Origin of the sequence: Acidovorax sp. HMWF029, from assembly GCF_003060895.1 — a bacterium.
In the GTDB taxonomy this organism is placed as follows: Bacteria; Pseudomonadota; Gammaproteobacteria; order Burkholderiales; family Burkholderiaceae_C; genus Acidovorax.
This window is the reverse complement of sequence record NZ_QAIH01000052.1, coordinates 1-23,111: the sequence shown is the minus strand read 5'-3', so window position 1 is coordinate 23,111 and position 23,111 is coordinate 1. Positions and strand designations below refer to the sequence as shown.

Annotated in this window: 19 protein-coding genes; 12 read left to right on the top strand and 7 right to left on the bottom strand. The window is 65.5% G+C overall.

Going from position 1 to position 23,111, the window contains the following annotated elements; genetic code table 11:
• Positions 1 to 92: 92 nt before the first annotated feature.
• Positions 93 to 2,507 (top strand): bifunctional diguanylate cyclase/phosphodiesterase, encoded by a 2,415-nt coding sequence (locus tag DBR12_RS03115; RefSeq protein ID WP_158274968.1) that lies wholly within the window; start codon positions 93 to 95, stop codon positions 2,505 to 2,507.
• Between the two features lie 22 nt (positions 2,508 to 2,529).
• On the opposite strand, the gene DBR12_RS03110 is transcribed toward DBR12_RS03115, so the two are convergent.
• From DBR12_RS03110 to DBR12_RS03090, 5 genes are all read right to left on the bottom strand, one after another.
• Positions 2,530 to 3,447 carry a pirin family protein gene (locus tag DBR12_RS03110; protein ID WP_108615905.1) on the bottom strand — a complete coding sequence of 306 codons (918 nt, stop codon included), beginning with the start codon at positions 3,445 to 3,447 and terminating at the stop codon, positions 2,530 to 2,532.
• Positions 3,444 to 3,851: an OsmC family protein gene (locus DBR12_RS03105; RefSeq protein ID WP_108615904.1), complete on the bottom strand. Its 408-nt coding sequence runs from the start codon at positions 3,849 to 3,851 to the stop codon at positions 3,444 to 3,446. Before DBR12_RS03105 ends, DBR12_RS03110 begins: the two co-directional genes overlap by 4 nt.
• 54 nt (positions 3,852 to 3,905) lie before the next feature.
• Complete coding sequence (locus DBR12_RS03100; protein WP_108615903.1) at positions 3,906 to 4,460, bottom strand: flavodoxin family protein; 555 nt, start codon at positions 4,458 to 4,460, stop codon at positions 3,906 to 3,908.
• A gap of 124 nt (positions 4,461 to 4,584) precedes the next feature.
• Positions 4,585 to 4,998, bottom strand: coding sequence for a DoxX family protein (locus tag DBR12_RS03095; RefSeq protein WP_108615902.1), 414 nt, complete (start codon positions 4,996 to 4,998; stop codon positions 4,585 to 4,587).
• Between the two features lie 49 nt (positions 4,999 to 5,047).
• Positions 5,048 to 5,749: a pirin family protein gene (locus DBR12_RS03090; RefSeq protein ID WP_108615922.1), complete on the bottom strand. Its 702-nt coding sequence runs from the start codon at positions 5,747 to 5,749 to the stop codon at positions 5,048 to 5,050.
• 105 nt (positions 5,750 to 5,854) lie between these two features.
• Here DBR12_RS03090 and DBR12_RS03085 point away from each other — a divergent pair, with 105 nt between their 5' ends.
• The 5 genes from DBR12_RS03085 (at position 5,855) to DBR12_RS03065 (ending at position 10,866) form a co-directional block, all read left to right on the top strand.
• Positions 5,855 to 6,793: a LysR family transcriptional regulator gene (locus DBR12_RS03085; protein WP_108615901.1), complete on the top strand. Its 939-nt coding sequence runs from the start codon at positions 5,855 to 5,857 to the stop codon at positions 6,791 to 6,793.
• Between the two features lie 97 nt (positions 6,794 to 6,890).
• A complete protein-coding gene (locus DBR12_RS03080) occupies positions 6,891 to 8,033 on the top strand; it encodes an NAD(P)/FAD-dependent oxidoreductase (protein WP_108615900.1) in 1,143 nt (380 codons plus the stop codon).
• Positions 8,030 to 9,007 (top strand): tRNA glutamyl-Q(34) synthetase GluQRS, encoded by a 978-nt coding sequence (gene gluQRS / locus DBR12_RS03075; protein ID WP_108615899.1) that lies wholly within the window; start codon positions 8,030 to 8,032, stop codon positions 9,005 to 9,007. The genes DBR12_RS03080 and gluQRS overlap by 4 nt, the downstream gene beginning before the upstream one ends.
• Positions 9,004 to 9,762 (top strand): tRNA (guanosine(46)-N7)-methyltransferase TrmB, encoded by a 759-nt coding sequence (gene trmB, locus DBR12_RS03070; protein ID WP_108615898.1) that lies wholly within the window; start codon positions 9,004 to 9,006, stop codon positions 9,760 to 9,762. The genes gluQRS and trmB overlap by 4 nt, the downstream gene beginning before the upstream one ends.
• Positions 9,763 to 9,810: 48 nt before the next feature.
• The gene (locus DBR12_RS03065) at positions 9,811 to 10,866 is read left to right on the top strand and encodes a GGDEF domain-containing protein (RefSeq protein ID WP_108615897.1); all 1,056 of its coding nucleotides are present in this window, start codon (positions 9,811 to 9,813) and stop codon (positions 10,864 to 10,866) included.
• 58 nt (positions 10,867 to 10,924) lie between these two features.
• Here the strand turns inward: DBR12_RS03065 and DBR12_RS03060 are convergent, their stop codons facing one another.
• Together DBR12_RS03060 and alaS are read right to left on the bottom strand one after the other, a co-directional pair.
• Positions 10,925 to 13,909: an HD domain-containing phosphohydrolase gene (locus tag DBR12_RS03060; RefSeq protein WP_233244265.1), complete on the bottom strand. Its 2,985-nt coding sequence runs from the start codon at positions 13,907 to 13,909 to the stop codon at positions 10,925 to 10,927.
• A 92-nt stretch (positions 13,910 to 14,001) separates the two neighbouring features.
• Positions 14,002 to 16,632, bottom strand: a complete 2,631-nt coding sequence (alaS, locus tag DBR12_RS03055; RefSeq protein ID WP_108615896.1) for an alanine--tRNA ligase — start codon at positions 16,630 to 16,632, stop codon at positions 14,002 to 14,004.
• A 299-nt stretch (positions 16,633 to 16,931) separates the two neighbouring features.
• Between alaS and DBR12_RS03050 the strand changes: the two genes are divergently transcribed.
• From DBR12_RS03050 to DBR12_RS03025, 6 genes are all read left to right on the top strand, one after another.
• Positions 16,932 to 17,849 carry a dihydrodipicolinate synthase family protein gene (locus DBR12_RS03050; RefSeq protein ID WP_108615895.1) on the top strand — a complete coding sequence of 306 codons (918 nt, stop codon included), beginning with the start codon at positions 16,932 to 16,934 and terminating at the stop codon, positions 17,847 to 17,849.
• Positions 17,850 to 17,931: 82 nt separating this feature from the next.
• A complete protein-coding gene (locus DBR12_RS03045; protein WP_108615894.1) occupies positions 17,932 to 19,083 on the top strand; it encodes a branched-chain amino acid ABC transporter substrate-binding protein in 1,152 nt (383 codons plus the stop codon).
• A gap of 162 nt (positions 19,084 to 19,245) precedes the next feature.
• A complete protein-coding gene (locus DBR12_RS03040) occupies positions 19,246 to 20,193 on the top strand; it encodes a 4-hydroxyproline epimerase (RefSeq protein ID WP_108615893.1) in 948 nt (315 codons plus the stop codon).
• A gap of 29 nt (positions 20,194 to 20,222) precedes the next feature.
• Positions 20,223 to 21,338, top strand: coding sequence for an FAD-binding oxidoreductase (locus tag DBR12_RS03035; protein WP_108615892.1), 1,116 nt, complete (start codon positions 20,223 to 20,225; stop codon positions 21,336 to 21,338).
• Positions 21,335 to 21,619 (top strand): (2Fe-2S)-binding protein, encoded by a 285-nt coding sequence (locus DBR12_RS03030; RefSeq protein WP_369861331.1) that lies wholly within the window; start codon positions 21,335 to 21,337, stop codon positions 21,617 to 21,619. Before DBR12_RS03035 ends, DBR12_RS03030 begins: the two co-directional genes overlap by 4 nt.
• The gene (locus DBR12_RS03025) at positions 21,616 to 22,959 is read left to right on the top strand and encodes an FAD/NAD(P)-binding oxidoreductase (protein ID WP_108615891.1); all 1,344 of its coding nucleotides are present in this window, start codon (positions 21,616 to 21,618) and stop codon (positions 22,957 to 22,959) included. The genes DBR12_RS03030 and DBR12_RS03025 overlap by 4 nt, the downstream gene beginning before the upstream one ends.
• The last annotated feature ends 152 nt before the right edge of the window (positions 22,960 to 23,111 follow it).

Sequence of the window (23,111 nt, the reverse complement as noted above, 5' to 3'; positions counted from 1 at the left end):
CCATAATGGCTTCAAACGCGCTGGCAAGATCATTGCTCGCCTCCCTGACAACCGGCCGTGCAGTCATGGCGCAGGTACTACCACCACGGCCCATGCGCTCCTTCAAGCCCTCCTCACTGACCGCAAAAACCCTGGCCTGGGTGGTTGTGGTCAGCCTGGTGGCATTTGCGGCGATCACCGGGGTCACCGTCTGGCAAGAGAGGGCCCTGCTACTGCAACGGGCGCATGAGCAGGCCCAGCGCAGCGTGCAGCAGAACCTGCCCGCACTCAGCGATAGCCTCTGGAACTTCAACAATGCCAGCCTGCACGCCCTGCTCACGGGCATGGTCGGCGAAGGCGCCATCGTGCGCGCCGATGTTCTGGACGGAGAACGTACGGTGATGACGGTCTCGCGCCCCGGTGAGCTCCCCCCTGTCGATACCACCTGGACCATCCCCATTGCAGACCCTGCCAACTCCACGCCGGGCCGCTCGCAGCTGGGCGAGATCCGCGTGTACGAGTCCTACACCGCGCTACGCGCCCAGCAGGCCGAAACCGCCTGGCGCATTGCCATTGCCCAGCTGCTGCAGATCGCCAGCATTTCCGCCATGCTGGTGGTCATCGTGCGCTGGCTCATCATGCGCCACCTGTCGGCCCTGGCGCGGGCCGTCACCGGGCTGAACCCACTGGATAACCAGGACCGCATCCGCCTGCAGCGCCGCTCCAGCGGCACTCAGCCCGACGAACTGGACGCCTTGGTGGATGCCCTCAACCGGTTCCACACCGAACGTGCCACCGAAGCCGGACTGCGTCTGCTGGCCGAGCGTGCGCTTCGAGCGCGCGTGCAGGAGATCGAGGCCACGCTGGGTGCGCTGAGCGACGGCGTGCTGGCCCTGAATGGTGCAGGCGAGGTGGCCTACGCCAACGGTGCAGCGGCGCGCCTGCTTGGTATGGCCGAGCCAGACCTGCAAGGGCAGCCCTGGCACAACCTGTTCCGGCTGCATGACGAAGCCAGTGGCGAGCTGCGCGGCGAATGGCTGGAACAGGCCCGTCAATCCGGAAAGCCCCAGCGGGTCCGCGGTGAGCTGCGCATCGCACCCGCACACGCGCGGGCCTTTGTGGCAGAACTCAATGCTGTGCCCCTGCACAACCCGGGGGACGTGGTGCTGCTGCTGGTGCTGCGCGACATCTCCGAAGAAATCGACAAAGAGCGGCAGATCGTCTTCCAGGCCTTCCACGACCCGCTCACCGGCCTGGGCAACCGCTCCAAGCTTGCACGCGACCTGCCGCAGGACCTGACCCGATCGCGGGCTGCCCAGGGCCGCCTGGCCCTGCTCTTTATCGATCTGGACAACTTCAAGGACATCAATGACACCCTGGGCCACCAGGTGGGCGATCTGCTGCTGCGCCAGCTGGCGCTGCGCCTGCAGGCCACCGTGATGCCCCCAGCCTGGGTCACGCGCCATGGTGGCGACGAGTTTCTGGTGGTGTTGCCTCAGCTGGACGGAGACGATCAGGCCATTGCGCTGGCGCAAGATCTGATGAACCAGATCCGCCGCCCTTTCAGCCTTGAAGGCTACCAGCTGCACGTCACGCCGTCGGTGGGCATCAGCTTCTTCCCAGACCACGGCAGCACGCCAGCCGAACTGGTGAGCCGCGCGGACATGGGGATGTATGCCGCCAAGAAGCTTGGGCGCAACACCTATTGCGTCTTTGACGACCGGCAGCTGCAGGAGTCGTCGCGGCGGCTGAGTGTTGAGAACGGCCTGCGTACCGCGCTGGCCCAGGGCGAGTTCTGGCTGGCCTACCAGCCCAAGGTGGACCTGGCGACAGGCCGGGTGGCGGGTGTGGAAGCCCTGCTGCGCTGGGAAAGCCAGCAGCTTGGCCGCATCCCGCCCGCCAGCTTCATCCCCATTGCAGAAGAAAGCGGCCTCATCATTGATATCGGCGACTGGGTGCTGCGCGAAGCCATCGCCGCCGCACGGCGCTGGCGCGACACGCTAGGCACCGAAGTGCCCGTGGCGGTGAACGTGGCAGCGGCGCAGTTCCGCAGCCCCCGCCTGCTGCAGACGCTGCGCGCCATCGCCACCGAAGACCGCGACATCCCGCGCCTGATCCAGCTTGAAGTGACCGAAAGTGCGTTGATCAGCGGGCTGGAGGACGTGACCGGCAAGTTCATCGCCATCAAGGAGCTGGGCTACAGCATTGCCATCGACGATTTCGGCACCGGGTATTCATCCCTGTCGTACCTGAAAAACCTGCCAGTGGATACGCTCAAGATCGACCAGGCCTTCATCCGCGACCTGCACCGCAGCACGCAGGACGTGACCATTGTCTCGGCCGTGGTGCGCATGGGCCAGAGCCTGGGATTTGCCATCGTGGCCGAAGGGGTGGAGGAAGCCCGCCATGTACAGATCCTGCAAGGCCTGGGCTGTGACCAGGGGCAGGGCTACCACTTCAGCCGCCCCGTGCCCGAGGCGGAGCTGATCCCCCTGCTCCGGCAGGGGTGTGGCACGGTCAAGGCCTGAAAAGGCATGACCAAGGGCGGCTTCAGTCCGCCTTGAAGCGCTGGGGCGGCAGCGGGATGAACTCCGTCTCGCCCGGCACGGGGTCAAAACGCTGAGCATCCCAGTCTTGCGCAGCCTGCACGATGCGCTCCTTGCGGCTGGACACAAAGTTCCACCACATGTGGCGCGGGACATCCAGCGCATCACCGCCAATCACCATCAGCCGGGCCGCCGCATTGGCCGGGGCCGCGAGGTGCATGCCCTGCCCGGCCTCGACCACGCCCAGCAACTGCGCATCCAGAGGCTGGCCGTTGAGCTGCACTGGCTGGTCCACGGTGTAGACCGCCATTTCCTGCGCCAGCGCCGGGATCTCCAGCGCAGCGCCTGCGGACAGCTGCACATCCAGGTACAGCGTGGGCGACAAGGTGGCCACCGGCGAGGTCTGGCCAAAGGCCGTGCCGATGAGCACACGCACCGTGGCGCCTGCGGCGCCACCGGTACCGGCCACATGCACCTCGGGAATATCCGCTGCAGGTGTGTGCGCAAAAGACGGATCCGCCTCTTCATGCGCTACCGGCAGCGCCGTCCACAGCTGGATGCCGTGGTTCTCATAGGACTGGTTTGCCAGGCTTTCTGGGCGCCGTTCGGAATGCACGATGCCCCGGCCCGCCGTCATCCAATTGATGGCGCCGGGCTCAATCTGCTGCACGCAGCCCAGGCTGTCGCGGTGCATGATGGCGCCAGAGAACAGATAGGTCACCGTGGCCAGGCCAATGTGCGGATGGGGCCGCACATCGTGGCTGTCGCCAGGCAACACCGTCACCGGGCCAAAGTGGTCAAAGAACAGGAATGGCCCCACGGCCTTGCGCTGCACTGCGGGCAGCAGGCGGCGCACGGTGAAGCCACCGCCCAGGTCCTTGGCATGGCCCCTGAGCTGCAGAAAGCTGGGTGCTTCGCTCATGGCACAAGCTCCACCGAAGTGCTGATCTCGGTTGTCACCGTGGTCATCAGCTTGTGCACGGGGCATTTCTGCGCCACGGCTTCCAGCTCTGCGATCTGCGCATCGTTGAGATCCCCGCGGACCTGCAGCCGGGTAGCGAGGCGGTAGACGCCCGTGCGTTCGGCCGACGCATCGTGCTCGACCACAGTCTGCACATCCTCCACCGGCAAGCCCTTGCGGCGTGCATACCACAGCACCGTGAGCGCCTTGCAGGCCCCCAGTGCTGCGTCATACAGGTCATGCGGGCTGGGGCCGCTGTCGGTGCCGCCCTCCTCCACACTGCCATCGGCCACGAGGTCGTGCGTACGGATGTGCACGACCTGGGCCATGGGCGCGCCAGCGACGCGCCGCAACTCAACTGCCATGGGGTGTTCTCCTTGGTGTGTCTGGGCGCGCCACTTTAGCGGCAAACAGCCCGCTCAACGGTCAAGGCGGCGGGCCACGTCCGCCACGCGCTGGCCAAACTGGCGGCCAGTCTCCAGGTCGCCGGGGAACATCTCGGCGGCCGAGGCGTCAGACGGCGACTGCGCCATGGCACCACTGAACGAGCCAAGCCAGTTCACATCGTTGCGCGTTGCGGCCTTGGAGTTGGCGGGCATCATGCCGGTGCCCACCCACACCCCGCCATGCTGCATGGCCAGGTGGAACAGATAGTCCAGCGTGACCTGCTTGTCGCCATTGGTGCTGGCGCTATTGGTAAACCCTGCGAAAAGCTTGTCTTTCCAGGCCTGGCTGAACCAGGGCTTGGATGAGGCGTCGGCAAACTTCTTGAACTGCCAGCTGGGGCCAGCCATGTAGGTGGGCGAGCCAAAGATGATGGCGCTGGCTGCGGCCAGCGTTTCCCAGCCGCCTTCGGGCAGGTTGCCCTCGGCATCAATGGCGACCAGCTGGGCGCCCGCGCCCTCGGCCACGGCTTGCGCCAGGCGTTGTGTATGACCGTAACCCGAGTGGTAGACAACTGCGATCTGTGCCATGAGAAAACTCCTGTTGAAACGATGGGGGAACGATAAAAGGGACAAAAACAACCAGCCAAGGCGGATTGAACGCCAGAACCTGTAGCACTGCAGGCTACAGGCCCATTCATTCACACACGCCGACTCAGCGGCCCAGACGACGCGCGTCCAGACTCCAGGCGCCAGCGCCGAAGGCTGCCAGAGCCAGCAGGCCGCCAGTCACGCCCACGTTCTTGAAGAACATGAGCTGCTGCATCATCTGCTTGTCGGCAGGCAGACTCCAGTAGGCGTGGAAGAAAAAGCTGGCCACCAGCGTGAAGAAGGCCAGTGCCAGGGCAGCAAACCGGGTGCCCACGCCAAAGATCAGCGCCAGGCTGCCCAGCACTTCCACCGCTGCCGCAATGGCGGCCGCCACCGTGGGCATGGGCAGGCCCACGGACGTGATGTAGCCCACGGTACCGGCAAAGCCGGTGAGCTTGCTGATGCCCGCAGGCAGGAACAGCGCAGCCAGCAGCAGGCGCGATGCCAGGGCCAGGGGGTTTTGCAGGGAGGTGAACATGGTGAAGAACTCCTGAGTGAAGGGGACTGAGAAAAAATCGATCCAGAGATCAGGCGGCCAGGTCAAACACCAGCACCTCGGCGTCGCGGCCATCGGTCAACGACAAGATGGTTTCCTTTTCCATCAGCAGGGCATCGCCGCCCGACAGGGCCTGGCCGTTGGCAGTCAGCGCGCCACGCACCAGGTGCACATAGGTCTTGCGGGCGGGGTTGAGCGCCAGCGTGGCGGATTCAGCGCCATTCAGCAAGCCCGCGTACAGGGCCGCATCGGCATGGATCTTCACCGAGCCCTGGGCGCCATCGGGCGATGCCACCAGGCGCAACACGCCCCGCTTATCGACTTCGGCAAAGGTTTTCTGCTCGTAGCTAGGGGGAATACCTCGCACATTGGGCTCAATCCAGATCTGCAGGAAATGCGTGGTCTGGCCTGCAGCGTGGTTGAACTCGCTGTGCTGAACGCCCGTGCCCGCGCTCATGCGCTGCACGTCGCCGGGCGGTATGCCCTTGACGTTGCCCATGCTGTCCTTGTGGGCGAGTTCGCCCGACAGCACGTAGCTGATGATTTCCATGTCACGGTGGCCATGGGTGCCAAACCCGGTGCCTGGCGCGATGCGGTCTTCGTTGATGACCCGCAGGTTGCCAAAGCCCATATGGGCCGGATCGTAGTAACCCGCAAACGAGAAGCTATGGAATGAGTTGAGCCAGCCATGGTCGGCGTGGCCCCGGTCTTGCGATTTACGAACAGTCAGCATGGTGATGGCTCCTTTGATGACTCGACTGTAGGATTGCAAGCCTGCCTGCGGGGGCAGATGAATTGACGGGAATATTCAAACAATCTGAATTAACATGGCGTCACCATGCAAAACGCCCGCGATGTCCTCACCCCCGATGCGCTGACCATGCTGCAGGTGATTGCCGAGGCAGGCAGCTTTGCCGCCGCTGCGCGGCAACTGGGCCTGGTGCCCAGTGCCCTCACCTACCGCGTGCGCCAGATCGAGGATGCGCTGGATGTTCTGCTTTTCGACCGCAGCGCACGCCAGGCCCGCCCCACCGAGGCCGGGGTTGAGCTGCTGCGCGAAGGCGCGCGCCTGCTGCAGGACATCGACGCCGTAGCCCACCGTGTGCGCCGGGTGGCCACGGGCTGGGAGCCGCAGCTCACGCTCTCCATCGACGGCATCGTCTCGCCCCACACCATGCTGGAGTTGGTGGACGCGTTCTATGCCATGCAGCCGCCCACGCGCCTGAAGCTGCGCGATGGCATCATGACCGGCACGCTGGAGGCCCTCACCTCGGGCCGTGCCGACCTGGCCATCGGCGTATCAGTGGCAGGCAACAACGTGGCAGGCCTGCAGCAGGCATTGCTGGGCGATGTGCTGTTCATCTACGTGGTGGCTCCCCACCATCCGCTGGCCTCAGCGCCGGAACCCATCTCCGACGCGACCCTGCTGGAGCACCGCGCAGTGGCCGTGGCTGACTCGGCCACACGCGGCGGCGCCACCATGGGCCTGCTGGGCGGGCAGGACGTTCTTACCGTGGACACCATGCAGGCCAAGGTGCAGGTGCAGCTGCGCGGGCTGGGCGGAGGCTTTCTGCCTGAGCCCATGGTGCGTCCCTACCTGGAGGCGGGTCGCCTGGTTGCACGCCGTGTGGCCCGGCCCGAGCGCAACGTGCGTGTGCACTACGCCTGGGGCGGCCCGGGCTTCACCGCACCAGGCCGGGCGCTGCAGTGGTGGCTGAACCAGCTGCAAAGCCCCGCCACACGCCGCGCTCTGCTGGAAAACCACCATCATTTCTGACCCCGATCAAGCGCCCGTATCTCCTGGGCGCGTGTAGAGTGGTTCCTGTTGGTTTTGCATTGCATTTCACCTGCCGACCGTCACCGAAAGGCCTTCCATGAGCACACCCGATCCTCGCCCTGCCAAACGGCTCCGACGCACCAGCGCCCCTACCACCGCCCCCGTTGCGGCACCCGCAGCCCCTGCCACCCTGTCTGGCAAACCCCAGCGCCACTTCGCCATCATCGGCGCAGGCATGGCAGGCATCGCCTGCGCCCGTACCCTCGTGCAGGCCGGGCACCGTGTCACAGTGTTCGAGAAATCCTCCAAGGCAGGCGGCCGCACTGCCACCATCGACTCACCTTTTGGCAACTTTGACGCGGGCGCCCAGTATTTCACCGTGCGTGACCCACGTTTTGCCCGTGCCATCGACACCGTGCCTGGCATCTGCAAGCGCTGGAGCGCCAATTCCGTGCAGGTGCTGGACGCCGCGGGCCGCGTGGCCGCAGCCGGCCTGCCCCACCGCGAAGCGCACTGGGTAGCCAGCCCCGGCATGCAGACCCTGGTGAGCACCTGGGCTGAACCGCTGCGCCTGGCAGGCCAGCTCCTCACCGACACCCGTGTGACCCGCATCGAACCGGACCCCCTGAACACCCCTGGCTGGCAGCTGCGCACCGAAGGGCCAGGCGGCAGCCAGCACGTCTACGCCGGTTTTGATGCCGTGCTGCTGGCCCAGCCTGCCGTGCCCGCACAAGCGCTGCTGGCCAGCTCGGCGGTGGACACCTCCCTGACCGACGCTTTGTCCAAGGTGGCCATCGCTCCCTGCTGGACGCTGATGCTGGCCTACCCCCAGGCCGTGCGCCCAGGCCTGACCACGCTGGGCCCGCAGTGGAATGCGGCACGCAGCACGCATCACCGCATCGCCTGGCTGGCGCGCGAGTCGTCCAAGCCAGGCCGAAACGTGGTCGAGCGCTGGACGGTGCAGGCCAGCCCTGCCTGGTCGGCCGAACACCTTGAAGACGACGAAGCCCGCGTGCAGGCCAAGCTGCTCAAGGCCTTTGCCGAAGTGACCGGCATCCGCGCCACCCCAGCCCACGCCGACACGCGCCGCTGGCGCTATGCACAGACCACCCACCCCCTCGGCAAGACCCACCTGTGGGACATCACCATGGGCCTGGGTGCCTGCGGCGACTGGTGCCTGGGGCACCGCGTGGAAGACGCCTTCGTGTCGGGCCTGGAGCTGGCACTCGCGGTGGCATGACCACGACCACGGGCGCCGCAGGGCGCTACGTGGGCCGCTTTGCCCCCTCTCCCACCGGCCCGCTGCACGCGGGCTCCCTTGTCGCAGCCCTGGCCAGCTGGCTGGACGCACGGGCCCACGGCGGCCAGTGGCTGGTGCGCATCGAAGACGTGGATACGCCCCGCTGCGTTCCGGGCGCCGACGAGTTCATCCTGCAGCAGCTGGCCACCTGCGGCCTGGTGCCCGACGCGCCGCCGCAGTGGCAATCGGCGCGTTCGGCGCGCTACCGACGGGCGCTGGACCAGCTCGTAGCCCTCGGCCACGCCTACCCCTGCGCGTGCTCGCGCAAGGACATCGAAGACGCCCAGGCGGCGCTGGGCCATGCGCGCGAACGCCATGCCGTGCTGCCCTACCCCGGCACCTGCCGCCTCGGGCTGCAGGGCCGCACCGGGCGATCATGGCGCTTCAATGCTACAGATTTCAAGCAAAAACAGGCCCCTCCGCGCGATGGACATACCTCACAAGCTATTAATTCAATAGCAAACAACCTTTTGCACTGGCACGACCGCCGCCTGGGCCCGCAACAGCAGGAGGTGGCCCTCACCGTGGGCGACTTTGTGCTGCACCGTGCCGACGGGCTCTGGGCCTACCAGCTGGCCGTGGTGGTGGACGACGCAGACCAAGGCATCACTGACGTGGTGCGCGGCGAGGACCTGGCAGACAACACCCCACGCCAGATCCTGCTGCAGCAAGCCCTGGGTTTGCCCACGCCCCGTTATCTGCACACCCCGCTGGTCTGCGGTGCCAACGGCGAGAAACTCTCCAAACAGAATGGCGCCAGCGCACTGGACCTGAGTGCCCCGCTGCAGGCCCTGTCGCGGGCGGCACAAGTGCTGGGTCTGCCCGCTCTGGAACATCCGTACAACAATAGCCTGGGCGACGCACAGACACAGTGGGTTGCGGCGTGGCGACGTCACTACAATGGCTCACCGTGATTGAACCGACCCTTGCTACCGCCCCCGTGAGCACAGCACCCGCTGTAGCTCCATCCGCCGCAGGTGCAGCGCCTGCGGGCGTGACCCACCCCAAGACCATCAAGAGCTTTGTGCGCCGCGCCGGCCGCACCACCACCGGCCAAGCCAAGGCCTTCGAAGACTTTGGCCCCCGATTTGTGCTTTCGTACGCCCCTGCCCCGCTGGACGCAGCCACCGCCTTTGCCCGCAGCGCCCCTCTGGTGCTCGAAATCGGGTTTGGCATGGGCGAGGCCACGGCCCACATTGCCCGCGTGCGCCCTGACGACAACTTCTTGTGCTGTGAAGTGCACGAGCCTGGCGTGGGCGCGCTGCTCAAGCGCATCGGCGAGCAGGGCCTGACCAACATCCGCATCCTGCAGCACGACGCCGTGGAGGTCATCGACCACATGCTGCCCGAAGCTTGCCTGGACGGTGTGCACATCTTCTTCCCCGACCCCTGGCACAAGAAGAAGCACAACAAGCGCCGCCTGATCCAGCCCCCGCTGGTGGCCAAGCTGGCCGCCCGCCTCAAACCTGGCGGCTACCTGCATTGCGCAACCGACTGGCAACCCTACGCTGAGCAGATGCTGCAGGTGCTGAGCGCCGAGCCCCTGCTCCAGAACACCGCGACCGGCTTTGCGCCACAGCCCGACTACCGCCCCCTCACCAAGTTCGAAAACCGCGGCCTGCGGCTCGGGCACGGGGTGTGGGATGTAGTGTTCGTGCGACGCACCTAGCCGCAGTACCAGCCAACCATGCCACGACCGGCCCGATAAACACCGCCTATGAAACCCATCCTGCAAAACCTGGTGGAAATGACTGGCCACCGCGATCACCTGCGGCTGGAGGTGTCGGTGCTGTCCACGCTGCAAAAGCTCAGCAGCATCACCGAAGTGCGGGCCCTGGAGCTTTTTACCGACGCAGGCGTGCCCCATGTGCGTCCTCGCACCTGGGTCGACGACGGCCAGCTGGTCTCCACCGACTCTGAAGCCGCTGCAGACCCTCGCCGCGAGCCGCTGGAGAACTACCCAGCTCTGCGCGGGTGCGTGGAGACCCACGGCGAAAGCGCCCTGGCCTCGCCGCGCAAGGGCCGGTATGTACTGTGGCTGCCGGTGTGGATGCATGACAAGGTCAGCACCTGCCTGGAAATCACACAGTCGCGCCCATTCTCGGCACATAAGCTCGACGTGCTCATGGGCGTGTTCCAGGTGTACCAGAACTACCAGAGCCTGCTCGACTACAGCGAACGCGATGCACTGACGGGGCTGTTCAACCGCAAGACCTTTGACGAGCAGTTTTCACGACACACCATGAGCGGGCTGGCCAGCCGCACCAGCGCCGCCAATGAATCGCTCGTGGTCGACGATAGCTCGATGGCTAACGAGCACGAACCTGTACAACAGTGGCTGGCCGTGGTGGACATCGACCACTTCAAGCAGGTCAACGATCGTTTCGGCCATCTTTATGGCGACGAAGTGCTGATTCTGATCGCCAACATTCTGCGCAACTCGTTCCGCAGCCACGACCGCATCTTCCGCTTTGGCGGCGAGGAGTTTGTGGTTCTGCTGCGCTCCACCACACTGAGTACAGCCCACAAAGTATTCAACCGCTTCCGGCTGGCAGTGCAGGAGTACAACTTTCCCCAGGTGGGTCGGGTCACGGTGAGCCTGGGCTTTGTCTGCACCACCAAGGGCTCGCCCGTCGAGATCCTGGGCCAGGCCGATCAGGCGCTCTACTACGCCAAGGAGCATGGCCGTAACCAGGTCTGCTTCTATGACGACCTGGTGAGCAATGGCCACCTCGCTGCCAAGGTCGCCAACGACGACGTCGAACTGTTCTGACGCAACCGGGGCCGGGCCCTCTCCTGCACGCCGCTTGCAAAGCCCCTGCCTGACTTGATCAGGCCAGCGACGCCAGGATGGCGTCCACATCCACCGCATCACGCTGCGAAGGCGCGAGGAACTGCTCGGCATACTCGCGCCAAACACCACTGGCCAGGAAAAACCGGAACACCTCAGCATCGATGTGCCGGTCGCGCACCATGTGGGTCATGATTTTGAGCGACTCGGACAGCGTCTTGGGCGGTTTGTAGGGACGGTCTGCCGCCGTCAGCGCCTCGAAAATGTCAGCCAGAGTCATCACCCGGTCGGCAAGGGTCAGTTCGGCGGCCTTGAGGCGGCGCGGGTAGCCAGTGCCATCCAGCTTTTCGTGGTGCGAACCCGCAATCATCGGCACACGCGCCAGGTGCGGCGGAAACGGCAGGCTGCTGAGCATGATGATGGTCTGCACGATGTGGTCGTTGATCTTGAAACGGTCTTCCGCCGTGAGCGTGCCGCGCTGTATCGACAGGTTGTGCAGCTCGCCCAGGTGCGCCTCGTGGGGCGGCAGCACCATGTCAAAACCCCAGCGGTTAGCCGGGTTGCCGGGCTCCACCGGGGGCCTGCGCATGCCCCAGGGCACGATATGCTCGGGCCGGTCGGACAGTAGCGGCTCGTTGGCGGGCAGAGGCCGCACCGGCACATTCGCCAGCCGCCCCATTTCGGTGGCCGACAGGCCCAGGCGGTCGTCAAAATGCCGCTGCCACAACTGGCGGCCAATGGCCTTGAGGCGGGCAATGTCGGCCTCGGCCATGAACTCGCCGCCCACATTGCTGCGGGCCACAAAGGCGAAGTCGTCCAGTAGCTGCTCGCGCCGCTGCAGCAGCTCCCGCTGCAGACGCACCGGGTCCACACCCGAAACATGCTGCTTCCAGTAGTCCAGCTCGGCATCGCGCCACAGCACCTCGAAGCGCATTCGCACCTCGTGAATGCGGTTGTACAGCGTCTCCAGCTTGGTGGCTTTGTCGATGATGTGCTCGGGGCTTGTGACCTTGCCACAGTCATGCAGCCAGGCACCCAGGCGGAACTCGTAGCGCTCGGCATCGGTCATGCTCACCTGGGCAAAAGGCCCCTCGTCGGCCTCGCACATGCGCAGCATCAGCGACTCAGCCAACTGCGGCACCCGCTCGCAGTGCCCGCCGGTGTAGGGGCTCTTGGCGTCGATGGCGTCGGCCAGTAGCCGGATCACGGCATCCAGCAGTTTCTTCTGACCTTCAATGAGGTTGCGCGTTTCAATCGCCACCGACAGCGTGCCCGAGAGCTTCTCGACAAAGGCGCGGAAATGTGCATCGTCCTGTAACGCATCGGCCGCATAACGCAGCACCAACAGCCCCAGGGGTTGCCCATCCCGCGTGCGCAGTTGCACCCGCAGCACCCGTACGGGTGCAGTGTCGTCATCGTCTTCGTGCTGGTCCCCCTCCTGAGGCTGGGTGTGGTTGATGAAGTGCACCATCGCCAGGTGCTCCGGAAAACGTGACTGATGTTCGGGGTCTTCGCAGTAGCGGGCTGTGCGCAGCAGGCCCGCACGCTGCGGCTCCACCATGTAGACCGCGCCGCCCGTGCAACTGGTGGCACGCACGAGCTCGTACAACACGCTGGACAACATCAAGTCGGTGCGTGATTCAGCACTGATATGTTGAGTGATATGCAGAAACTCCTGGATGGTGTCCGACATGCGGTCCATCACCAGCCCCAGGTCGCGCACTTCGCGCACGGGCGAGAGGGTGCGGGTCGCGCGCCGGAAGTCGAACCGCGCTAGCGCCCGCGCCTGTGACGCCAGGCCAAACAGGCTGCGCCCCACCCGCCGCCCGGCCAGCCAGCCGACGGGCAGCATGAGCCCAATAAGCGACACCGACAACCACACTTGGCGCCGCAGGTTCTCATTTACATCCGCAAGCAGCTCACGGGTCGGAATCGCCATCAGTATCTGCAGCCCGCGCCAGCGCATGGATTCAAGCGGCAGGGCACGGGTCAACCACTCTTCGCCATCGGCCATCAGGCGCTGCGACTTGCCGCTTTGCATTCCGGGCCCCTGCATGGCCTGCAGGCTGCTCACCCCCAGGTCACCCAACGTGCGCAAGCGCAGGCTGGACGTTGCGCCTTCCCGCATGATCACACGGGACATATCCGGGTAGGCCAGCACGCGCAGGTCCTTGTCCACCACCGCAATTTCGGCACGGGGCATCAGGCGCAGCCCGGCAATCTCGCGCCCCAGGTCGGTCAGCGCAACATCCAGACCAATGACGGCCCGCCCGTCTTCACTGGGCTGACTCAGGGTGACGCCTACCTCCTGCGTGGTGAAGAACACGTATGGGGCAGTGAGTATCTGGGTATTCCTCTCCGCCGCCTCGGAGTACCAGGGACGCACGCGCGGGTCGTAGCGATACTCGGGTCGCACGGAAGAATCGATCTGGCGCAGCGCAGCGTCGTAGTAGCTCCAGCGCCCCACCATCGCGCCCACGCCCCGCTCGCGCGCCATGGACTGCACCAGAAAGGCCGTCGCTGGGGGCGCATCCAGCCGTAGGCGCATGGCCTCATCGCGCACCGGGCGTACCAGTAGAAACTGGCCGTCGGGGTAGCCGATGAACACGGCCGAAAGCAGTGGGTTTTGCTCCAGCAGGCGCGCCAGCACCGGCAGGCGGCGCATGCGCGCGGGCAGCGAGGTGGTCGACGCAATGGGGTCAAACGCCAGCAGGCGGATGGCGGCATCGGCCGGGTCCACGATGCGCTGCACCCGCTCGGCCACCAGAAGGCTGATGTGCTGCGCGCTGTCGTCAGAAGCCGAAATGATGGCCTGGCGTGCACTGGTGCTCACCTGGTAGACCAGCAGCGCAGTGAGCAGCAGCATGGCCGCGACCACTACGGAGGCAATCAACACCTCGAACGGCACGGTGATGCGCCGCCACCAGGGCAGGTCGGCCGCCGCGCCCTGGCTGCGCAGGGACGGCGAGTCGTCGGGCACGGTAGGCTTGGGCGCTGGCGGGCTTTGGCGCATGGTGTCGTCCATGCGGCTGAATGTAGGGGGAAAGCCCGTCGCGCGTCATCCCCTTTTTGGCAGCACCAACCCGGCAGAAAAAACAGCCGGGGTGGCGCCAGGCGTCAACCCAGCTGTTGCGTAACCCAGCCTGCCACCGAGGCCAGAGCCGCTGGCAGCTTGGAAGCATCGGTGCCACCCGCCATCGCCATGTCGGGCTTGCCGCCGCCCTTGCCTCCCACTTGCTGGGCAACAAAGTTCACCAGCTCACCTGCCTTGACCTTGCCCACGCTGTCGGCAGTGACGCCTGCAGCAATCTGCACCTTGTCGCCGTCCACGGCGGCCAGCACGATGGCCGCGGTCTTGAGCTTGTCCTTGAGCTTGTCCATGGTGTCGCGCAGGGTCTTGGCGTCCGCACCGGGCAGCGCGGCAGCCAGCACCTTCAGGCCGTTCACATCCACGGCCTGGTTCACCAACTCGTCGCCCTGGCTGGAGGCCAGCTTGCCCTTCAAGGCAGCCACCTCCTTCTCCAGCGCGCGCGCGTTGTCCAGCGCCTGGCTGATGCGGCCATTGAGCTCGGCCACCGGCGCCTTGAGGGTGCTGGCGGCCTGGTTCACGGTGTCTTCCAGATTCTGCAAATAGGCCAGCGCATTGGCGCCCGTCACAGCCTCGATGCGGCGGATGCCCGCAGCCACGCCGCCTTCGCCCACCACCTTGAAAAGGCCGATGTCGCCCGTGCGCTGCACGTGTGTGCCACCGCACAGCTCGCGGCTGGAGCCGATGTCGAGCACGCGCACGGTTTCGCCGTACTTTTCGCCAAACAGCATCATCGCGCCCGTCTTCTGGGCGGACTCGATGTCCATCACGCGGGCCTGCGTGGGCTGGTTGGCCAGGATTTCTTCATTCACGCGGCGCTCGATCTCGCGGATCTCGGCAGCCGTCACGGCGCCGTTGTGCGTGAAGTCGAAACGTGTGCGGTCGGCATTGACCAAACTGCCTTTTTGCTGCACATGGCTTCCCAGCACTTCGCGCAGGGCCTTGTGCATGATGTGCGTGACCGAGTGGTTGCGCACCGTGGCGGCGCGCACGGCAGTATTCACCTGCGCCTGCACGGTGTCGCCCACGTTCAGCGTGCCCTCTTCGAGCGTGCCGTGGTGGCCAAACACATCAGCCTTGATCTTGAGCGTATCGCCCACCGCAAAGCGGGCCGAGCCGCTGGTGATGACGCCTTCGTCACCCACCTGGCCGCCGCTTTCGGCGTAGAACGGGGTCGTGTCCAGCACCACCACGCCGTTTTGACCGGCTTTCAGGGCCGCTGCGCCCGTCCCATCTACATAGATTGCTACGATTTTTGCAGACTCAGACAGGTGCTCGTAGCCGGTGAACTGGTTGGCCACGCCGGTGTACTCCAGCGCCTTGTCCATCTTGAACTTGCCAGCAGCGCGGGCCTGGGCCTTCTGCTTTTCCATGGCGGTCTTGAAACCGGCTTCGTCCACTTCCACGTCGCGCTCACGGCACACGTCGTTCGTCAGGTCGAGCGGGAAGCCGTAGGTGTCGTGCAGTTTGAAGGCCACATCGCCAGGCAGCACCTTGGCGCCGCCATCCAGGGCCGCGTCCAGGATTTCCATGCCGTTGGCCAACGTTTCAAAGAAGCGCTCTTCTTCCACCTTCAGCACATCGGTGATGCGTTGCTCCTGCTCGCGGATGGAGGGATAGGCATCACCCATCACACGCACCAAATCGGCCACCAGCTTGTGGAAGAACGGGGTCTTCTTGCCCAGCTTGTACCCATGGCGGATGGCGCGGCGCACGATGCGGCGCTGCACATAGCCGCGGCCTTCGTTGCTCGGGATCACGCCGTCGCTCACCAAAAACGCGGTGGCGCGGATGTGGTCGGCGATCACGCGCAGGCTCTTGTTGTTGAGGTCGGTCACGCCGGTCTCGCGGCCAGCGGCCTTGATGAGCGCATCGAACAGGTCGATCTCATAGTTGCTGTGCACATGCTGCAGGATGGCAGCAAGGCGCTCCAGGCCCATGCCGGTGTCCACGCAGGGAGCGGGCAGCGGGGTCACGGCGCCCGTCTCGTCCATGTTGAACTGCATGAACACGTTGTTCCAGATCTCGATGAAACGGTCGCCGTCTTCATCGGGGCTGCCGGGGGGGCCACCTGCAATGTGCGGGCCGTGGTCATAGAAGATTTCGCTGCAGGGGCCGCAGGGACCGGTGTCGGCCATCATCCAGAAGTTGTCGGACTTGTAGCGGCCGCCCTTGTTGTCACCAATGCGGATCACGCGCTCGGGCGGCAGGCCGATCTCTTTGGTCCAGATGTCGTAGGCCTCGTCGTCTTCCTGGTAGACCGTGGCAAGCAGGCGCTCGGGGGGCAGCTTGTAGACCTGCGTCAGCAGCTCCCACGCCCACTTGAGCGACTCGCGCTTGAAGTAGTCGCCAAACGACCAGTTGCCCAGCATTTCAAAGAACGTGTGGTGGCGCGCGGTGTAGCCCACGTTTTCCAGGTCATTGTGCTTGCCACCGGCACGCAGGCAGGCCTGCACGGAAACGGCCCGGTTGTAAGGGCGCTTGTCGGTGCCCAGGAACACGTCCTTGAACTGCACCATGCCCGAGTTGGTGAACATCAGCGTGGGGTCGTTGCCCGGCACCAGGGGGCTCGATGCCACAACGGTGTGGCCCTTGGAGACGAAGAAGTCCAGGAAGGACTTGCGGATGTCGGCGACAGAAAAAGTGGGTGTGCTGCTCATGGTGTGGTGGAGTGGTTTCACACAGTGGGGCGCCGTGCAGGCCGATGCCTGCGGGCGGCCCAGCGGGACCAACCTTTCATTATAGGTTTGGCGCCTTGCGAGCCGTGGCTGGGGAGCGACATCGCCAGGTTACCGGCAAGCGCCCTCTCCCACACACGCCTTGCAGCTTGCGCATGCCCATCGTCAGGCAAGGCACACATGCACTTTGCAAAAAGATGAAAACGCCCATTGCGTTTCAAATATTTCTTTAATATATTTACAACATACTTAAATCACTCACCAACCCGGAGCACGTTCCCATGAATCCCCAACCCCGCTGGCAAGGCATCTTCCCCGCCATCACCACCAAGTTCCACGCCGATGAGTCGATCGATGCCGAAGGCACGGCCCGCCACATCGACTTCCAGATTCGCAACGGCATCCACGGCCTGGTTACGTGCGGGTCGCTGGGCGAAGCCAGCACGCTCAGCCTGGAGGAAAAGCTGCAGGTTGCCCAGATCGCCCTCGAAGCCGCTGACGGCCGCGTGCCCGTGCTGGCCAATGTGTCCGAGACCAGCACACGCGAGGCCCTGCGCTACATCGACGGCGGCAACAGGCTGGGCGTGGCGGGCTACATGGTCATGCCCTCGGTGATCTACGTGGCCGACGCCCGCGAGGCCATGGCCAACGTACGCGCCATGGCGGGCGCAGCCCAGCGCCCCCTCATGGTCTACAACAACCCCGTGGCCTACCGCGTGGACCTGAAGCCCGAACATATGCTGGAGCTGGCCGATTGCGAATGGATCGCCGCCATCAAGGAAAGCACGGGCGACATCCGTCGCATTACCGACCTGCGCAACACCGTGGGCGACCGCTACCAGCTCTTCCTGGGCGTGGATGACCTGGCCTACGAAGGCCTGGCCCTGGGCTGCGACGGCCTGCTGGCGGGCGTGGGCTGCGCGTTTCCGCGCGAAACGGTGGCGCTGTACGAGCTGATGAAGGCGGGCAAATTCGCCGAGGCGCTGCCGCTGTACCAGTGGATGACGCCCATGCTGCACCTCGACGTGTCCAACAAGCTTGTGCAGAACCTCAAGCTCATCGACGTGTTGGTGGGCGTGGGCACCGAGCACATGCGCCGCCCCCGCCTGCCGCTGGTGGGCGAAGAACGCGCGTTTGTCGAGCGCGTGGTCCGCAAGGCGCTCGAAACCCGCCCGACCAAGTACCAGTCCGTGGCCTGACAAGCCACCAGCACCCCTGCTTCCGTCACCGGGCCGGACGAGACACCGGCCTTCTCCATCACGCACACACAAGAGGTTGTCCATGACACGTGCATCTTTCGGATTTCGGACTCTCACGCCCGCTGCCGTCGCGGCCTTGCTGCTGGTGGGCCACGCCCAACACGCCAGTGCCCAGGAGCAGGTGGTCAAGATCGGCCACAGCGGTCCGCTCTCCGGCCCCAACGCCTTCGCAGGCAAGGACAACGAGAACGGCGTTCGCCTGGCGATCGAGGAGCTCAACGCGAAAAAGATCGTGGTGGAAGGCAAGACTTTGAGATTCGAACTCGTGTCCGAAGACGACCAGTGCGATGCGCGCACCGGCGTGAGCGTGGCGCAGAAGCTGGTGGACAGCGGCGTGAAGTTCGTCATGGGGCCCTACTGCTCGGGCGTCGCCATCCCCGCGTCGCGGGTCTACAACGACGGCGGCGCCATGGTGTCCACGGTAGGTACCAACCCCAAGGTGACGGAGGGTGGCTACAAGAACCTGTTCCGCATCATCGCCAGCGACACCCAGATCGGCTCCAACATGGCTATTTATGCCGCGCAGGTGCTCAAGGTGAAGCAGGTGGCCGTGATCGACGACCGCACCGCCTTTGGCCAGGGCGTGGCCGACCAGTTCACCAAAGAGGCCAAGAAGCAAGGCCTGACGGTGGTGGGCCAGGAGTTCACCACCGACAAGTCCACGGACTTCCTCTCCATCCTCACCAGCCTCAAGGCCAAGCAGCCCCAGGCTATCTTTTTCGGCGGCTACGCGCCCCAGGCCGCTCCCATGGCGCGGCAGATGAAGCAACTGGGCCTCACGGCCAAGCTGCTGGGCGGGGACACCCTGTGCAGCCCCGAGGTGGGCAAACTGGGCGGCGAGGCCGTGAACGACACCGTCTTCTGCGCCCAGGGCGGCACCATGCTCGACAAGGTGGCCAACGGCCCGGCCTTCAAGGCCAAGTACAAGGCGCGGTTCCAGCGCGATGCCGACGCGTATGCAGCCTCCTACTACGACCAGGTGATATTCATGGCCGACGCCATGCAAAAGGCCAACTCCACCCAGCCTGCCAAGGTGGGCGCGCAGATGCTCCAATCCAGCCACCAGGGTGTGGCGGGCACCTATGCCTACGATGACAAGGGCAACCTCAAGCAGGCCCCCATCACGGTGCTGACATTCCGCAACGCAGCACCAGTTCCTCTTGCAAGTTATTGACGCCCCTTGAGTCGCCCGCGGTGCCTTTCGCCCCGAGGGGGACGCCACCAGCGCGGCAGGGCGGCCCTTGTGCGGGGGCGCTGGCATGGCCACCTGCCCTATTGCGCCCGCTACGATTTCAATCAGCGAAAGAAACCTCGCAACTCCTGACCACCTAATACCATGAAACGCATCCAGATCCTTGATTCCCACACCGGCGGCGAGCCCACGCGGCTTGTCATTAGTGGCTTCCCTGACCTGGGTGCGGGCAGCATGGCCGAGCGGCGCGAGCGCCTGGCGCGCGAGCACGATGCCTGGCGCGCCGCCGCCGTGCTGGAGCCGCGCGGCAGCGACGTAGTGGTGGGGGCGCTGCTCTGCGCACCGCAAGACCCGGCCCACGCGGCGGGCGTGATCTTCTTCAACAACAGCGGCTACCTGGGCATGTGTGGCCACGGCACCATCGGTCTGGTGGCATCGCTGGCCTACATGGGCCGCATCCAGCCCGGCGAGCACCGCATCGAAACTCCCGTGGGCACGGTCACCACCACCTTGCACACGGATGGCTCCGTCAGCGTGCGCAATGTGCCCGCCTACCGTCTGCACCACCAGCTGGCGGTGGATGTGCCCGGCTATGGCCGCGTGGTGGGCGATGTGGCCTGGGGCGGCAACTGGTTCTTTTTGATCTCCGACCACGGCCAGCGCGTGGCCAGCGACAACCTGGAGGCGCTGATGCACTACACCTGCGCGGTGCAGCAGGCCCTTAAGGACCAGGGCGTTCGCGGCGACAACGGTGGTGAAATCGACCACATCGAACTCTTCGCTGATGACGACAGCTCCGATGACCCTGCGGACAGCCGCAACTACGTGCTGTGCCCCGGCAAGGCCTATGACCGATCACCCTGCGGCACAGGCACCAGCGCCAAGGTTGCCTGCCTGGCGGCAGACGGCAAGCTCTCACCAGGCCAAATCTGGCGCCAGGCCAGCATCATCGGCAGCCAGTTCGAGGCCAGCTATACGCTGCAGGACGATGGCAAGCTCATCCCCACCTTGCGGGGCCGCGCCCACATGAGTGCAGAAGCGACCTTGCTGATCGATGACGCGGACCCCTTCGGCTGGGGAATCCGGCTGTAACCCGGCCTATCGAGTCCGCACTGGCTTCCATGCAAACCACCGATGTCCTTGTGATCGGCGCCGGCATCGTTGGCGCGGCCTGTGCCCATGCGCTGGCGCGGGCCGGGCTGTCGGTGCGCGTCATCGATGCAAGGCTGGGCGGCGCCACGGCAGCGGGCATGGGCCATCTGGTGGTGATGGACGACAACCCGGCTGAACTGGCGCTGAGCCAGACATCGCTGGACCTGTGGCATGCCTGGGCGCCCCACATGGATGCGGGCTGCGCTTTCACCCCCTGCGGCACGCTCTGGCTGGCTGCCAACGATGCAGAACTCCAGGCGGCACATGACAAACGCAGCACCCTGCAAGCGCACGGCGTCGCCTGCGAAATGCTCGACGCAGCCGCCCTGGCCCGCGCAGAACCTGCACTGCGCCACGGCCTGGCAGGTGCGCTCAAGGTGCAGGGCGACAGCGTGGTCTATGCCCCGCGCGCAGCCCAGTGGCTGCTGGACAGGGCCAAAGCCCAAGGACACTTGATCTTTGAGCAGATTGAAGCCACGCGCATCAACGGCCATACCGTCATCCTGCGCGATGGCAGCCGGCGCAGCGCGGGCGCCATCGTGCTGGCCAGTGGCATCCACGCCCTAGAGCTGTGCCCTGGCCTGCCGCTGCGCCCCAAAAAGGGGCACCTCGTCATTACCGACCGCTACCCGGGCACCGTGCACCACCAACTGGTGGAGCTGGGCTACATCACCAGCGCCCACCACAGCGACGGTACCTCGGTGGCCTTCAACGTGCAGCCCCGGCCCACAGGGCAGTTGCTGATTGGCTCATCGCGCGAATTCGACACCACTGACCCCGCTGTCAACAACACCGTGATGGCGCGCATGCTGCAACGTGCACTCGACTACCTGCCGGGCCTGGCCGACCTCAATGCCATCCGCACCTGGACCGGCTTTCGCGCCGCCACACCCGACAGCCTGCCGATGATTGGCGCGCACCCCGAACACCCGCACCTGTGGCTGGCCGTGGGCCATGAAGGGCTGGGCGTGACCACCGCCCCGGCCACGGCACAGTTGCTGGCGGCACAGATTGCAGGGGGCACGCCAGTCATAGACCCCACGCCCTACGCACCGGCTCGCTTTGCGGGCCTGAGGACACCATGACTCCATCCGCCCCCGCCTTGGTGCACGTCTTCGTGAATGGCACGCCCCTGCAGGCGCCTGCCGGGAGCAGCGTGGCGGCCGCGTTGGCCCAGCGAAAACCGGGCACCACACGGACTTCGGTCACTGGCCAGGCACGGGCGCCGCTGTGTGGCATGGGCGTATGCCATGAATGCCGTGTGCGCATCCAGGGCCGCACCCGCCTGGCGTGCCAGACGATCTGTGCAGAGGGCATGCGGATACACACCGATATCGGCACCGAACCTGGGAGCGCCACGCCATGACCGCGCAACGTGGAGCACACGAGCGCTGCGACATCCTCATCATCGGCGCAGGCCCTGCCGGTTTGGCAGCAGCCCTGGCCGCAGCGCCCAGCGCAGCAGCGATCACCATCGTGGACGACAACCCGCTGCCCGGCGGGCAAATCTGGCGCGATGGCCCAAAGGTGGTCTTGCCCGCCCTGGCACGGCAACACCGCGCAGCGCTGGCCCGACACACCAACATCCGCCTGCTGTCCGGCACCCGTGTGGTGGGTCTTGGTGATTCCCAACCCGGCGACAACGCCCCTGCCCTGCTGCTGGAAGACGCCGACCGGGGCTGGACGCAGCACAGCCACCGCATCGTGCTGTGTACCGGGGCGCGTGAGCTGCTGCTGCCGTTCCCGGGCTGGACACTGCCCGGTGTGACGGGTGCGGGCGCCTTGCAGGCCCTCATCAAGGCAGGGCTCGACGTGCGCGGCCAGCGCATCGTCATTGCAGGCACCGGCCCGCTGCTGCTGGCCGCTGCTGCCACCGCCAACAAAGCGGGTGCCACCGTGGTGCGCGTGGCGGAGCAGGCGCCGTGGAGCGCGCTCGCTGGCTTTGCAGCGCAACTGCCGCGCTGGCCTGCCAAGGCGTTGCAAGCCCTCACGCTGCTTCACCCACGGTTGCGCGCCAGCAGCCATGTGCTTGAAGTCCAAGGCACCACGCAGGTGCAAACCGTGCGGCTGCGCAAAGGCCAACACGCCGAAGAAACCATTGCCTGCGACCGCGTGGCCTGCGGTTTCGGGCTGGTGCCCAACACCCACCTGGGGCAGATGCTGGGCTGCGCCCTCGGCGGGCCGCTGAGCGGCGGCCAGGGGCTGGCCGTGGATGCCCACATGCGCACCAGTGTGCCCGGTGTGTTCGCCGCAGGCGAAGCCACCGGCTTTGGCGGCAGCGAGCGTGCACTGGTTCAGGGCGCCATTGCAGGACATGTGGCTGCGGGACAGGTGCAACGGGCACAGGCGCTGCGCCCGCAACTGGCACGCTGGGAGGGCTTTGCGCATGCGCTGCAGGCCTCTTTTCCGTTGAACAAAACACTCAAGACACTGGCGCGGCACGACACCCTCGTATGCCGCTGCGAAGACGTGCCCTACGCTGCATTGGCTGATCGCGAAGGCTGGATCGACGCCAAGCTGAACACCCGCTGCGGCATGGGTGCCTGCCAGGGCCGCATCTGCGGGGCGGCCGCACAGCACCTGTTTGGCTGGACTCCCGCGCCCCCACGGCACCTCCTGGCACCCGCACGCATTGGCACGCTAGCCGCCTGCACGCCCGCACCTGCACCCATGCCCAGTCGCGAGCCTGCAGCGCCCTCGGGCTGACAGGCGCCCCTCAGGCATCGCAATCAATCCCTTTCAGGGCTTACCCGCACCCAGCAGGCATCTATCTTGCTTTTAAATATATTTGTTAGATATTAAAAGAGCAAAGTTTCACCTTTCATCGGCACGCCCTCCCCCCGGAATCACACCATGCC